Consider the following 13,848-nt stretch of genomic DNA (forward strand, 5'->3'; position numbering starts at 1 on the left):
GCCTTAGCGTATGATTTCGAGCAGTTCTTGTTCTGACCCCATTCTGGCTGATTTGGGCGGCGAGAGCAATCGCTATCGATAAGAGGTCATTATCGATAGTGATTTTTGTCCCTAAGGAAACACGATGTAAGTCCAGTGATAAGCTCACTAGCTTGACCAACGCGAATCAGCCATCATGAAAACAATGGCTTACGCGCTCGACAAACTGCCCCTGGAAACCCTGATCGGGCCGGTTGCCCGCGCGACCGCGGTTTTGGTCCGCCTCGACGAGCGGGTCGCCCGCTCTCCGGTCCGCGACGGCTTTGTCGAGCGCCAGCATTTTGCCGACGCGGCTTCCGCGCTCTGGCTCGAGGGCGAACTTGTCCACCTCGAGGACCTTGTCCTGCACGACGCCCACATGGACATCCGCACGCCGACCCACGAACTCACCCGGGCGCACGCGGTGCTGCGAACCCGCCGGCGGATTTTTGCGCAAAAGCCCGACTGGGCGCTCAGCCGCGACGGTTTTTTGGCTCTGACCGGTCGCGGCGGCGCCATGCCGGCGGCGGGCCAAAAAAGCCGGGACGGGGAGGGGGCTGGAACTGCCTCTATGGAAGCCGACGATCGCGATGACGCCGAGGCCGACCGGCTGGCCGAAGAATTTGCCGAGATCGATGCCGTCCTGGCGCGCTCGTCCAGGATTCTGAGCGGCGCCGGCGTGCCCGCGAAAGCGGCGCGCCCGGACGACCGGCCGGAGCCGCAAAACGGCCTGATCTACGATCTCGACTGGAATGAGGAAGAACGGCTGGCCGAATGGCAGGCCGTGCTCGCCGACACGCGGGAGTGGCCGTCGGTGCTGCGCGCCACAATCCTGCTCGAAGCCTGGTCGGACATCGAGGTGCTGCAGCATGCCACGTGGCTCGGGCCGCTGCTCGTGGCTGCACTGCTGCGACAGGAAGGTCTTGCCGCCCACCATCTCGCTTGCATTCATCTCGGCGCGAAAAACATTCCGCGCGAGCGGAGGCGGGCGCGCAATCGCGGCGATCGGCTGCTCGCCTGGCTCGATGCCATTCACGACGCAGCGCTGGCTGGCCTGAAGGAACACGATCGGCTGGTGCTGGCAAAAAGCCAGATGGAGCGGCGGCTCAAACAACGGCGCGCCAGCTCGAAACTGCCCGACCTGGTCGAGCTGGTACTCTCGCGGCCGCTCGTCTCGGCGGGCATGATCCAGGAGCGGCTAAAAGTGACAAAACAGGGGGCGCTCAACCTGATCGGTGAGCTTGGCCTGCGCGAGATGACGGGGAGGGGAAGGTTTCGGGCGTGGGGGATCGTCTGACCAGGTAATCAACTGAGCTGACAACCCGTCTACGGGGCTTACCTGCCCGAACGCTGTAGAGGATTACTCATAGCGATCACCGGCGGAATGATCACCGATGCGAGGCCGACAACGGCCCTAGCCTAGGATGGCGGTGGAGTGCGGCTTCGTCGACTTCCGCCGAGCACACAGTGGCTATGTAAGCTTCGTCGTCTCCGTGAAGCGTACCCTTGGCGGTAAGCCGCCGGTACGTTCAAGCCTCATCAAAGCCATTGTCGGGCCCGCCACTCCTGACCGCGATGCACATGCTCTGCTCATCCCGTTTCTCGATAGCAAAGCGCTATTTATTTGGCTTCATCTGCGGCCGATCCGCCTCTGCTGCCTCGCTGTCGGACTTCAAATCAGCAACAGAGCCTCAAGTTCGGACAAATGTGCGATGAACTCTTGAGGAAGGGGGACAGCTACCGTATGCGCCGCGGGATTGTCGTGGCTGTGAGTGTTTGCGCGGGTCATGCCTTCGTGGAATCGTATCGCCAACGCGTCCGAGAGTCGAACATAGCGCAGTAGCTGGGTTTGGATGACATCCGTTCCTCTTCGCACGATGTCCCGGAATATCACTTCCTCCGCCACACGCTCGTAAGTATCGCGTAATCGGCCATAGAGGTTCTTCACGCGGTACTCGTACTCGGCCGGGCTGGTCGCAAGCAGCTTGGTCAGTTGTGCTGAGTCGTTCTTCAACAGCCCGATGCGCTTGCCGACGTTTTGCCCCTTCCACGGCATCCCTGCCGTATCCACTCTGCCAGCGGCAGCCTTGTCGCTGAAAAGTGCCACCGTGACGGGCTCGATGCCCACTTCATCAGCCGCGCGACTGAGCTCATTGAAAAACACAATATCGTGCGTAAATACGATGACTTGTCGCTTGGTTGCCTCCTCAGCGATCCGCTGGGCGACCCTTGCACTTCGATCGCGATCGAGCGACGAAACGGGATCGTCAATCACGATCGGACCTGAACCGTCTGTCAACGCAACTTCGGTCAGGAATCCGGCAAGAGCCAAGGCACGCTGCTCACCCTCGCTCAGGATATCCGAGGTGACCGTGGCCAGTTTTGTCTTGGGATCGACCTCGAATTCCGCCTTTGGCTGGTTGCTCTTGCGTGCGAGGCCTACCTTGAGGTGCATGATGTCGAAGCGGGCGCGCTCGGCATCAAAACGCGTGACGACGGCTGTTGTCAGGTGGGCATCGACAAGCTCATTCGCGCGCTGCGTAATGCCACGAGTTTGAACGTCGGCGAGAGCCTTGGAGTAGGCGTCATCAACGATGAGCAAATTCCGTCGCACGGTGAGCTTCGCTTTGCTGATGGAGAGCAGCTTGCGGTCCTCAAGCTCCTCTTTTCCGCCAGGAGTTTGATCCGCTCTTCGTTGTCTCCCGCCTGCGCTAGTCCATCCTTCTCGCCTTTCAATTTGAGCGCGAAAGTTTCCAGCTGCTCGATCGGCACGACAAGAGGAGGAATTGTCTGACTGCTCTCGCCCCGCAATCGCGCGAGGGCCTCCGCTCGCCGTGCGACCGCCGATGCCTGGAGGGTTGCGAGGGCACCAGCGAGCATCTCGTCCCGCCTTTTTACCTGCTCGCGACCGTCGGCAAAATCGGAGGCGCCAAGGAGAGCCAAGGCATGCACGCTTCCCAGGGCGTCTTCGACGGCTTTCTCAGCTTCCCGGGCGGCGGCATCGAGTGTGTCGTCCATGTATTTTTGGAAACGCTGCATGCGAGCAGCACCGTCGGGCAAAAGCGGCTGCTGGCATAGCACACATGCAGCAGCGCCGCCGTCTGCCACCAGAACCGGGAACTCCTTATCCTTATACGCTTCTGTCACCGAGTAATTGCGAGCCGCCGCCCAAAGTGCCCGCCATGCACCGCTTCCGACACCTGGCAGAGGTTCATCGGTGAACAACTCGCTAGCGGCTACCGTCGCTGCCTGGCGTGCTGCAACTGCTGAAGCGCGGAGCTTTCGAAGCTCGTCCAGTGTTGCGTCTGCGAATGCCGATCCGACAGCCCGGACCTCCAGCAGCAGCGCATCTGTCCACTTCAAAAGCGCGGTGACGTCGGCAGCGGCGGCAGCGCCTGCGGAAAGGGCGGAGGTGAGTTCAGCGACACGCTGCTGGTCCGTCTCGGTAAACGTCGTTGCCGACTCAATCTGCGCATCGGTCGTGGACTTGTTCAGCTGCTTGTTGAAGAGCTGAGCCGCGGTGCCGTGCTGGGCAGGAAACGCGAGCGCAGTCAGTTCGACCTTGTTGCCGACTTCCTTCGCCCGTTCTGCCTCCAGTTTCCCCTTCACGGTAATGCAGACTGCGTTGAGCCGATGCGGCAGGGCCAGTCCGAAAGGAAGAAAACGGATTTGATTTCCGCCGTCGACGTAAAGCTCGGCGGAGGCCGTATCAAACACCGCAACTTGCATGAGATGCGGCGACGCTGCGTTGCCTGGCGACCAGGGAACTACTGCCTCGCCTTCGCCGGCATCGATCACGATGTCGGCTGTCTGAGGGCCGGGCGTGCTTCCGTAAACGTCAGCAAGAACCTTCAGCCTGGCTTGGTTCTCAATGCGTGTCCGACAAGCGGTGCGAAAGATCCGAACAAACCCGCTTTTGCCGCTCCCGTTGCGACCGTAGACGATCGTCAAAGCCTTGGGACAGAACGTGAGAGATGCCTTGGGCACCAGCCGATTCACATTCTCGACATTGGCGATGCGCTTGAGGACAATCGGTTGATATTCTCCGTTCCCAAAGTGGGCTTTCGTAAACGGTATCGGGGCGGGCGGCGCCGAAGTGAGCGCAAAGCCGGCCGTGTATTTGACCATCGCCAGCAGAGCCACAATGTCAGCATCTGTGAGCTCATTGCTGATCGCCAGCCGCCGCAGAGCGTCCTGTTTCCAGGTCGAGAGCTTTGTCGACCAGTCGACAACATCATCAATCGGCGTCCCCGCCATTATCCTTCCCCCATAAAACCCTAGCTATTCCTGCAGGATTCTGGCTAGAGGATCCAGCAATATTGCGATTGATAGCCGTCGAGGCCACGCGGATGCCCGTGCGCGGCAAGCCGTTCGGCCGCTGCCTTAAGGATCGGCGCAACGCCGTGATCATTGGGCATCACGAACGCCGGAAGCAGTTGCGCCATGTCCGCGACGCCACCCTACTCGTCGCACGCAAGCAGCCTCACCGTCACTCGCTTTTCGTCCAGGATCTCACCGGCCGCAGACAGGCGCAAGGTAATCTCACCTCGCTCAGCCTCGTTCAGGCCGGCGAGATATCCAGCGTCAAGCTCCACCTTGCGGTCACTCAGCTGGAGCCGGTCGCCTGGGATGAGGCGGTCTACCGTCCAGGTCTTCGGCCGCAGGAACGACGGTGACGACGTAAGCTCCAGCCGGCAATTCTCAAAACTGCGGGTGGTGTCGTTATCGAGCCGGATGGACCGGATAACTGGGATCGCATTCTGATAGGATGCATAAGTGAAGCTGGACGCGACGTCGGCAACTATGGTCGAGCCAGGTGGCCTACCGGCAACACTATCATTTGTTACTAACTCTGAACTATCTGCAGATTGCATTGACCCCATACCCCCCGCGTGGAGATTAAGCAATTTCTTGCGGAATAAAAGGCTCTTGGCTGACGGATGAATACAAAGCTTTCGCTTGTCCACGCGATAGTTGAGGCTCGCAACAGGGAGGTCAGGCCTGTTAATGCTCCCTCACAAGAAGGTCGCAGACACCCTATCCTGACTTCGAGGCCTCAACTCACAGATACTGTTGCCGAACGCCGGCGCACTTTGCTAACCGGGATGGGACGCCTTCGCCGCTCGCTGCGACGTTTTGGGCGAATGTTGCCTGAACGTCTGTTCGGGCCGGGAGAGCGCGCCAGATGGCATTTCGATTTGTTCATACAGCCGACACCCATCTCGATTCACCGCTGCGCACACTCGCGTTGCGCAATCCCGAACTCGCCGAACTGGTGGGAGATGCCAGCCGCCGGGCTTTCATCTCGATCGTGGACCTGTGTCTTGCGGAGCGGGTCGATGCGCTTGTCATTGCGGGCGATCTTTACGATGGCGATCAGACATCGATGAAGACGGCGCGCTTCCTGGCCTCGCAAATGATGCGTCTGCACCAGGCCGGTGTCAGGGTCTACATGATCCGCGGCAACCACGACGCCATGTCTCGAATCTCTAAACAGCTCGTCCTGCCGGACACCGTGACGATTTTCAGTGGCCGCACGCAGTCCGTGATCCAGTCGGGCGCCGGGCTGGACGTCGTGCTTCACGGACTGAGCTTCGCCAGCCCCAAGCCGGCCGAAAGCCTGCTGCCCGAATATGCCGGCCCCCGAGAGGGCGCCGCGAACATCGGCATCATGCACACCAGCTTGGCCGGCTCGCCCGGCCACGACGTCTATGCGCCTTGCAGCGTCGCCGACTTGCAAGGTCACGGCTTCGAATATTGGGCCCTTGGCCATATTCACGTTCGCAAGGTCTATCCCGGCGCAAGCACGCTCGTGATGCCTGGAATCCCTCAGGGCAGAGACATCAATGAGGCTGGTGAGAAATCGGTCACCCTAGCGACCATAAACGACCATCGGTCTGTCGACATTGAGGAGAGGCTGACCAGCCTCGCGCAGTTCGAGCGCGTGAGCGTCGACCTGGCAGGAACATCCGAGCTGCCCGAGGCCGTCGGCCGCATCCGGTCTGCGCTTGAACAATCCCGGACTGCCGCCAGATCGCAATACCTCATCGCCCGCCTCAGCCTGGTCGGCGCTTCCGCGCTGTCATGGACGATGATCCGCGATAAGGATTTGGTGCTTGCCGAGGCCGAACAGGCGGCACAGCAGGTGGGCAACACCTGGGTGGAGAAGGTCGAACTCAATCTCTCTGCTCCCGGAACAGGGAAGTCCGAAGACGTCGCGGATCCGACCCTGGAACTAGCCGAGTCAATGCGCGCCAACGCAACGTCGGACGCATTCCGTTCGGACGCCAGGGAATTGGTGTTGAAGACCATCGCGGACCTGCCGCCGGATGCGCGAGACTTCGCAGGACAGGACGAGGCGGCGTTGGAGGCATTCCTCGATGACGTGCTTGCACGTGGCGTCGACCTGGTCACGGCTCGCCTCAAGGCAGGCGGCACGCGATGAGATTGCGGCGGCTCGACCTCACGCGTTACGGCAAGTTCACCGACAAGGCGATTAACTTCGGACCCAAGCCGAGTTCAGGGCCTGATCTGCACATAGTGTTTGGCTTGAACGAAGCCGGCAAATCGACCGCGCTTTCTTCCTATCTCGACCTGCTCTTCGGCATCGAAGAGCGCAGTCGCTACAATTTCCTGCACGATTATAGCTCCATGCGCATCGGCGGGCTGCTCGAATTTGAGGCGCAGACGCTTGCCGTTTCACGCACCAAGAGTCGCAGCAACTCGCTGCACGATACCGAAGGTCGGCCACTGAGCGAGATTGCCATTTCGGCTCACCTCGCCGGATTGTCCCGCGATGCCTACAGCAGCATGTTCTCACTGGATGACGAGACGCTGGAAGCAGGGGGCAAGGCGATCCTTGAATCACGTGGTGATCTCGGCAAGCTCCTTTTCACCGCCAGCGCCGGGCTTGGTCATGCGAGCGATGTCTTGGCCGCACTGGAAACGGAGGCAGATGGACTTCACCGAAAACATGCCCAGACCACCGAGATCGCGTTGCTGAAGAAGCGGCTCGCGGAGCTCAAGTCGCGCAAGGAGACGATCGACACCCTGGCCTCGACATTCGAGGCCCTCGAGGCGGAACGGGTGGAGGCCCAGGACAAGTATGATCGCAGCCTCGCTGAACGCTCCGCGTTGTCAGCGCGACTGGCTACGATCGACCGATATGTGCGCGCCGCGCCGCTCCTGCCCGAAATCAGACGCAAGGCGAATAGACTGGCTGAGCTGCCTGATCTCCCGTCCCCTCCCAGGACCTGGAGTGGCAGCGTCGCGGAATTGATCGATCGGGACGCACGCTTGAGAACCCGCCTCCAGGCCAATGCCGATGAGATCGATCGGGCGACGGCAAAGATCGAAGCAGTCGCTATCGACGACGCTGTCCTGGCTATCTCCGAACAGGTGCGAGGACTTGCTGATCGCAAGGCGCGCTATCTGTCGGCGGGCATGGATCTGCCGACCCGCAAAATGGAAGTCCAGATACTTGACCAAGTGGTGGCGAACTGTCTCGCCGCGCTCGGAAGATCGGCCGAACAGGATCCGTCCCGGCTGATCCTGCCTTCCTTTGTGGTCGGCCCGCTTCGCAACATGGTCGAGCAACGCTCCGGCATCACGGCGAGCCTGCGGATGGCCCGCGACGAAGCCGCTGCAGCGCTTGACGGGCTCAACGCTGCGCGAGGTCGCGTCGGCGAGGAGAGGGCGGTGCCTGAGCCGGCAAGAGCCAGGCTGATGGCAGCCGTGTCGGAGGCGAAGGCCAGCAGTCACGCACGGGAGATAAGTGAGGCGCGCGCGTTGGAGGACGAGCGGCAAACAAGGCTGGCGGATGCCATGCGGCGCCTTCAGCCATGGTCGGGAGATGCGAACGCGCTTTCGAAGATATCGGTTCCGCCACCGACACAGATAGATGCGTGGAAAACATTGGCCGCGGACCTTCAAAGGGACAACGCAGTCTTCTCTGAGCGTCTGGCTGAGTATGAACAAAGTCGGATAGCGACTTCGTCACGCCTGGCTGCTGTCCGCGCCTCGGCCGACCTCGCCGACGACGACACAGCCGCAGCCATACGACGTGAGAGAGACGAAGCGTGGCGAAATCACCGGGCCGACCTCAAGGCCGAAACCGCAGACGCGTTTGCCGCAGCATTGGCCAAGGATGATCATGTCGGCGCGGCTCGCTTGGCCCATGCGGGCGATCTCGCGGATCTGCGCGCAATCAAGCAAAAGGCGGCTGAGACCGAAGCGGCAATAGATCGCGTAAGCTGCCAACTCGCTGGGGTGGGCCAGCGCGCAGAAATGGCGTCCGCTGAAATCAAGCGAATGGCCAGCGCCTTGCTTGAGGACTGCCAGGCGCAGTCGCTCGACCTGATGATCGGACTTCTCGAGGAGCGCATTTCCGCACGCGTCGACGCGCTGGTCGCCTGGGACGACATCCTGCTCGCACGCGCAAGGATTGAACGCGCGACAGCCGAAAGAGAGCGGATTCGGCTCGGATTGGCCTCGGCTCTTCAAAGCGTTGGAATCCAGACCGAAGCCGGGGAGGCTCTGGAGGCTCTGGTGGTCGCCGCTGATCGCTTTCTGGATAGGCAGGCGAAGGTCGACGCGGAACGAGCGGAGGCGCTAAGGAGCGTAGCCGCCAAGGAAGAGGAGCTCGCTGCTAGGCGGCTCGCTGTTGAAATTGCCGAGAGGCGAGAAAGTGCATGGCAGGCCGAGGTCAAGGAAACGCTGAAGGGCACTTGACTCGAAGAAGGCATTGCCGGGACTGGGCTTGGTAGCGTGCTCGATCAGTTGTCCGAGCTATCAAAGGCCCTGCAGGATCGTGAGGCCATGCGTATCCGCATCCGTAAGATGGAGGCGGATAGGACTGCGTTTGCTGACGAGGTGGACCGCCTTGGTGCGTCGCTGGCCGGCGAGGGTGCAAGCGGCGAGGCGCCAGAACAGGTGAGTGTCAGGCTGACAGAGCGTCTAGAGCAAGCCGAGCGTGCCCGCGAGGCGAGGGCAAATCTGCTGCTTGACGTTGAAAAGTTGCAGGACATTCGAGAGGCACTGAACGCTGAAGTCGCGGCACACGAGACAACAAAACAGGAAGTGCTCGATGCTTTTGGTGTGAGAACGCTCCCGGAGGTTGGGGAGCGCGATGAACAGCTTCGCGAGCGGGACGGTCTGCAGAGTGCCACGGCCGAGCTTGAAGAACGACTGGCGAGCGAGCTCGCCCTCGACGACTTCATCCAGGCGCAGTCGGTGCTGGAAGGCCTCGATCTCGATGGGCTCGCAATTGAAAAGGCCGAGGTCGAGCGGCGGCTAGCCGACCTCGATGAATCACTACAACAGCAACTGGTCCGGCATACCCGTGCGACGGACAAGCTCGATGCGATCGGTGGCGACAGCGCAGTTGCCCGGATCGATGCCGATCGTCGCACCGTCCTTCTCGAAATCGAGGAAAAGGCCGTCCGCTACATCGAATTGAAGCTTGGGGTGATGTCGGCGTCGAGCGCGCTCCGGGTTTATCGCGAACGCCACCGCTCTGGAATGATGAGCGAGGCCTCCGAAGCCTTTGCACTGATCACGCGGGGCCAGTACACAGACTTGACCACCCAGCCGGTAAAGGGCGGCGAGGTTCTCATCGCAATGCAGCAGGATGGCCATTCGAAGGTCGCAGACGCTCTGTCGAAAGGCGCGCGTTTCCAGCTCTACCTCGCTCTACGCCTGGCCGGATACTATGAGTTTGCCAAGCTCAGGCCCGCTGTACCGTTCATAGCCGACGACATCATGGAGACCTTCGACCATCTCAGATCGGAGGAAGTCTTCCGCCTGTTCGGCGAGATGGCCGGCGTAGGCCAGGTAATCTACCTGACCCATCATCAGCACCTGTGCGACATCGCCAGGGCGGTCATTCCGGACGTGGTGATCCACGAGCTCGGCTAATTCAAGCGGCATTGTTGCTGGTCGGCTCTCGAGGAAAGTTGCATTGTGTACGACTGCTTCGCCCTCATTTACGACGTTGGGCGATGTCCAAGCATTCCGGTAAACTGCCGTTCAGTGCGTCTATCCCGTTGCGCGGGCATTTGGAGAGAACTGCGTCGAGTACAGCCGGTCCATCTCTTTGTCGAACCGTGCCCACAGGACGGCGCCCTCTTCGCCGAGCATTTCGGTGTCGCGTTGGAAGCGGTTCTCCTGGTGCACGGCGTCCAGCGGATCGTGCCAAGGGAAGGTTGCCGTAGCTTCGAGCCTGGCCAGCGTTGCTTCCAAGCGCGAGCGAATCGCCACCCGCTGTGATTGCGACAATGTATTGCGTTCGGCGTCGTCTTGCGCGAACAAGTCTGCTTGCGTGAGTCTCATGCTGGCAACCTAATGCTCTCGCGCATGCGGCGGGCAACGGTGTGGACCGAAGCGGGAGGGGAAAAGTGGCAAACAGTTGGCGCGGGGACCGCCTGCCCGACATCGTTCGATCGATGGCCTCGCGGCCGCGACACGAGGCGTTGCGCGGCCTAGTCACGGAACTGCTGCGAGAAGGCTTCGGCGCCGCGTTCAGCGAGCTGGAGCACGAACGCTATCTTGTCGACAACAGTGGGCGCATCGACGTGGCGTGGGGCGCCACGGTCATCGAGCTGAAGAGTGATCTTCGCCGCGAAGAGCGCGATGTCCTCGCCGGCATGCCCCACTACCTGGCCGACGCCAGCCGAGGCAGTGCGCCCGGCCGCACCACCGTCGGTTTTGCCACCGACGGCGCGACGCTGCTCGCCTACGCGCTCGATCGCGGCACGCTCGCGCCGATCGGCCGCTACGACGTCGACGTCGAGCATCCCGAACAGCTGCTGAGTTGGCTCGCTATTCGGAACCTGGCTTGTGCGCGACGACGGCGCGGCGACATGGGATTTCTCGTTCGCAGTTGTATGAATGGCGACGGCTGGCACGAGCGTGGCAACTGGATGTTGCGTCGCCTGCCGGGGGCTTTATTCCAGCACTGCTTATTCCAGAGATGGAGCCCGCAGCAGGGTCGTCTCCGAGGCAGGTCGGATTGAAGTTGTCAGCGCAAATCGTCGCCGTGTGATCGTGGACCGCGATGTCGACATTGAGGCGCTGCTTCGGATCATGCGCGGACTGGAGACGTTGCGGTGAATCCGTTTCCGATGGGGACCGGGGTCAAGGTCTGGCTTTCGACGGGGTATACGGACATGCGCTGTTATGCGGTGCATAAAATTATGCGGAGTCCAGAGCAGCAAGGCAAGGGCTGCCCAGGATCCGGCATCTTTTTACTCAGCATAATTTTAGCGGCTCAGCCTTGGTATCCAAAAGGGCTTGACACAGCTTAGGCCCTGCCCATGGTTTCGATGTGGAAGAGCGAAATGTGGGCCTCTTGAAGAGTTACCTACATTGAGTGCGAAGTCACCGTCAATCGAAGGCGGCAGGATATATCCTGATGTAAATTTCATGCCGGGCTCGCGCTTCGCGCGAGCCAGGCAGTTGCCATTTTCTGTCTCGCAGGACATATGACGTCGCTTTCAGTCTACGTCAGAGAGGTCATTTTTTCTGCCCGCCGCAGAGAGGTGTTGAAAATAATCTTAAAATGCTAAGTATCAGCATTCGGCGATATTGCTTATGGCGCTATAGCGTACTAAGTAGACGATATTTATGATTCTTGTAAGAACAACGTCTCAGTGCAGACGACTGTGCGTACAGTCGTTCGTAAAAAAGACTAAATGAAAGCAGAAAAGAACAAACACATTCAAACTGGCCTGGACGTTAATTGAATTCAACGAACGGTACAACAGCATGACGCCGTTGGCGCAATAAAGAGAAATAACAACAAAAAAGAGAAATAACAACAACGTTAACACTAATAATATAACCAGCAAACGAGACGGACGGAAACATTGCGATGGGGGGCCAGGACCAGCATCGCGTGTTGGCGGCGAGAGTAACACCACTAATCATCCCAACCAGATGCAGTCGGCTGGGCAGTATCAGGCACAGAGGAGGGCCAAATCATCTCTCCATGGGCCACGATGTCGAAGTGCCCTACTGTTATACAGCGGGTCCATACACAATTGTCTTCTGCAGTGAAGCAGTCAGTGGGAAAGATAGCGAGGAAAGACTGCATATCTTCACGCTCCACGGTAGAGCACCATCGCTGGTGGTACTTACTACTTACAGATCTAGCAGTGATGACCCCATTGTATGGCCAGAGGTCCATCGCCAGCACCACCCCAGGGAAATATTTAGTTGGAACTGCTTCTAAGTTCCTGTTTTCAACACAGGCTTGTACAAGCCCTGTGGGCAAATAGGCATACAAGAGGGCGGGATCTCCAGGGATGCGTTCAAGCTCGATCTCCTCCCTAAAGCCAAACATTGGAGTTTCGGTCATACAGGGCACCGTTTCGAGTGCCCCAAAATCTTTTGGAGGAAGTCCCGCAGCTTCTTCATAAGCCCGCGCCTCAGCCACCCACTCGACCTGAGCCTTCATGACCTGCTTGAGGTAAGCACGATATTTTTTGACTGCCTTTTTAAGGCCATTGCGGAGCTTGTCTTTGGGCACCCCCGTCAGGCACACGCTTTTAAATTGGGGGCGCTCGTAGGTTGGATAGTTGTCTGCCATGGTGAAGGTATGATGGAAGATAAAAGTGTGGTTTATATAGAATGTGGAGAGTTGATTGTGCGGTGGATGCACTGACGAAATGAGGTTTATATAGGGAGGGGCTCTCTTCCTTATTGGACCGATTGTTTTAATCTCCGGCCGCTACAGTGGGCGTCGTTTCGACACACTACAAGGTATCTTTTGAACGTGTCCCTTGGGTCGCCGTAGAAGTCGCGGCTTCCGTGCAGTCCAAAGGGCACGACTTTAGCGGACTGCAAAGGGCAGCGGATTGCTAAGTCAACAACCCGTCACATCCAACGCTTTGGCGGCTCAACGGCTTAACGGCTTGGCTTGGCTTGGCTTGGCTTGGCTTGGCAGGATATATCGCTTTGTAGCCTTTCTTTGTTTATGCACTCGTGCGCTCGTTTGTTCGTGCATTTAGGGCAGCGGTGAAGACGTTTCGGGGGAGTGTCAGGAATTTCGTGTACGGGCGTGCGATTGAACATTATACCAACGAGCGCTAATCAAAACCGGTGCGCCCAATCGCGCATTCCGATCGACATGATTTTCCAGGGCTGTGCGACCAGCTGTATGCATCCGAGCAGTCCCGCGGAATGAAGGCTCGCGCGTGAACATGAGCCGGGTTATGGTCGAGCAGGGCGTCTCAGGTTAGGTCCGTTTGCATGCCTTCAGATTTTTCGGCGCGCTTTTCGGGCCCATTTTGCAGCCAGGTCATCGACCGCTTTGTTGAGTTGGCTGAAGTTGGCGTTGTGGGGATTGTCATCGCTGCCACCCCACCATTCGGCGAGTTCGGCATGTCGCTCGTGCGCCGGATCGGTAAGCGCCTCGCAGAACTCCTGATACCCCCATGGGCCGCCGACGTCCTCGGGCGGGCAGTATCCTGTGGCTTCTAGGAGCATCGGGCCCTCCGTGCCGATTGCAGGGAAGGTGCGCTCGATCTTGATGCTGTGCGTCCAGCCGTCGCCAAAGTCGTAAAGGTATTTGAACGATTTGGCGCCGGTATCCTGGACTGCGGACAGCAGCGAGACTTTGCGTGCATCGATGGGACCATCCCCCCATTCCTCGTCAGGCAAACCAAAACCAACGTCACGGATGCGGAATTCGTAAAGGTGGACAGATCGATTTACCGCGGTTTTTGAACGGCAAGGCGGACAAACCGGCGCGGTTGGCCGAATCTGACTTTATGACAAGGTTTTCGCCCCTTGCCTGGGTAGATGGCTGATTAATTTCGGCGTTGCGTCGGC

The 13,848-nt window shown here is 59.5% G+C and carries 10 protein-coding genes and 1 pseudogene; 5 read left to right on the plus strand and 6 right to left on the minus strand.

Annotated elements, in window-relative coordinates; all coding sequences use genetic code 11:
- Positions 1 to 184 precede the first annotated feature (184 nt).
- Positions 185 to 1,315, plus strand: coding sequence for an RHE_PE00001 family protein (locus NKI17_RS36085; protein ID WP_352907865.1), 1,131 nt, complete (start codon positions 185 to 187; stop codon positions 1,313 to 1,315).
- A 375-nt stretch (positions 1,316 to 1,690) separates the two neighbouring features.
- Here NKI17_RS36085 and NKI17_RS36090 read toward each other — a convergent pair whose 3' ends face one another.
- The 3 genes and pseudogenes from NKI17_RS36090 to NKI17_RS36100 form a co-directional block, all read right to left on the minus strand.
- Positions 1,691 to 2,620 (minus strand): AAA family ATPase, encoded by a 930-nt coding sequence (locus NKI17_RS36090; protein ID WP_352907866.1) that lies wholly within the window; start codon positions 2,618 to 2,620, stop codon positions 1,691 to 1,693.
- Positions 2,524 to 4,275, minus strand: coding sequence for an AAA family ATPase (locus tag NKI17_RS36095; RefSeq protein WP_352907868.1), 1,752 nt, complete (start codon positions 4,273 to 4,275; stop codon positions 2,524 to 2,526). The genes NKI17_RS36090 and NKI17_RS36095 overlap by 97 nt, the downstream gene beginning before the upstream one ends.
- A 62-nt stretch (positions 4,276 to 4,337) precedes the next feature.
- Positions 4,338 to 4,892 (minus strand): annotated as a pseudogene (locus NKI17_RS36100) (hypothetical protein); the annotation flags it as partial.
- A gap of 311 nt (positions 4,893 to 5,203) precedes the next feature.
- Between NKI17_RS36100 and NKI17_RS36105 the strand changes: the two are divergent.
- The 3 genes from NKI17_RS36105 (at position 5,204) to NKI17_RS36115 (ending at position 9,933) form a co-directional block, all read left to right on the plus strand.
- Positions 5,204 to 6,463, plus strand: a complete 1,260-nt coding sequence (locus tag NKI17_RS36105; RefSeq protein WP_352907869.1) for a metallophosphoesterase family protein — start codon at positions 5,204 to 5,206, stop codon at positions 6,461 to 6,463.
- A complete protein-coding gene (locus NKI17_RS36110) occupies positions 6,460 to 8,748 on the plus strand; it encodes an AAA family ATPase (RefSeq protein ID WP_352873870.1) in 2,289 nt (762 codons plus the stop codon). The genes NKI17_RS36105 and NKI17_RS36110 overlap by 4 nt, the downstream gene beginning before the upstream one ends.
- Before the next feature lie 87 nt (positions 8,749 to 8,835).
- Positions 8,836 to 9,933 carry an ATP-binding protein gene (locus tag NKI17_RS36115; protein ID WP_352907870.1) on the plus strand — a complete coding sequence of 366 codons (1,098 nt, stop codon included), beginning with the start codon at positions 8,836 to 8,838 and terminating at the stop codon, positions 9,931 to 9,933.
- 120 nt (positions 9,934 to 10,053) lie between these two features.
- Here the strand turns inward: NKI17_RS36115 and NKI17_RS36120 are convergent, their stop codons facing one another.
- Positions 10,054 to 10,326, minus strand: a complete 273-nt coding sequence (locus NKI17_RS36120; protein ID WP_023802835.1) for a hypothetical protein — start codon at positions 10,324 to 10,326, stop codon at positions 10,054 to 10,056.
- An 86-nt stretch (positions 10,327 to 10,412) separates the two neighbouring features.
- On the opposite strand from NKI17_RS36120, the gene NKI17_RS36125 reads away from it, so the two are divergent.
- Entirely contained in the window at positions 10,413 to 11,030 is a 618-nt protein-coding gene (locus NKI17_RS36125) for a hypothetical protein (protein WP_352873866.1), read from the plus strand.
- 905 nt (positions 11,031 to 11,935) lie between these two features.
- Here the strand turns inward: NKI17_RS36125 and NKI17_RS36130 are convergent.
- Positions 11,936 to 12,604, minus strand: a complete 669-nt coding sequence (locus tag NKI17_RS36130; RefSeq protein WP_352874108.1) for a RolB family protein — start codon at positions 12,602 to 12,604, stop codon at positions 11,936 to 11,938.
- Positions 12,605 to 13,272: 668 nt separating this feature from the next.
- On the minus strand, positions 13,273 to 13,677 hold the full coding sequence (locus NKI17_RS36135; protein WP_502894727.1) for a plasmid pRiA4b ORF-3 family protein: 405 nt from the start codon (positions 13,675 to 13,677) through the stop codon (positions 13,273 to 13,275).
- Between the last annotated feature and the right edge of the window lie 171 nt (positions 13,678 to 13,848).

Origin of the sequence: Mesorhizobium sp. M0816 (assembly GCF_040320005.1) — a bacterium.
Lineage (GTDB): Bacteria > Pseudomonadota > Alphaproteobacteria > Rhizobiales > Rhizobiaceae > Mesorhizobium.

Excerpts from the sequence above, each read along its gene's own strand:
- NKI17_RS36115 (WP_352907870.1), top strand. The coding sequence starts at position 8,836 with ATGCGTATCCGCATCCGTAAGATGGAGGCGGATAGGACTGCGTTTGCT.
- NKI17_RS36085 (WP_352907865.1), top strand. The coding sequence starts at position 185 with ATGGCTTACGCGCTCGACAAACTGCCCCTGGAAACCCTGATCGGGCCG.
- NKI17_RS36095 (WP_352907868.1), bottom strand. The coding sequence starts at position 4,275 with ATGGCGGGGACGCCGATTGATGATGTTGTCGACTGGTCGACAAAGCTC.
- NKI17_RS36110 (WP_352873870.1), top strand. The coding sequence starts at position 6,460 with ATGAGATTGCGGCGGCTCGACCTCACGCGTTACGGCAAGTTCACCGAC.
- NKI17_RS36130 (WP_352874108.1), bottom strand. The coding sequence starts at position 12,604 with ATGGCAGACAACTATCCAACCTACGAGCGCCCCCAATTTAAAAGCGTG.
- NKI17_RS36105 (WP_352907869.1), top strand. The coding sequence starts at position 5,204 with ATGGCATTTCGATTTGTTCATACAGCCGACACCCATCTCGATTCACCG.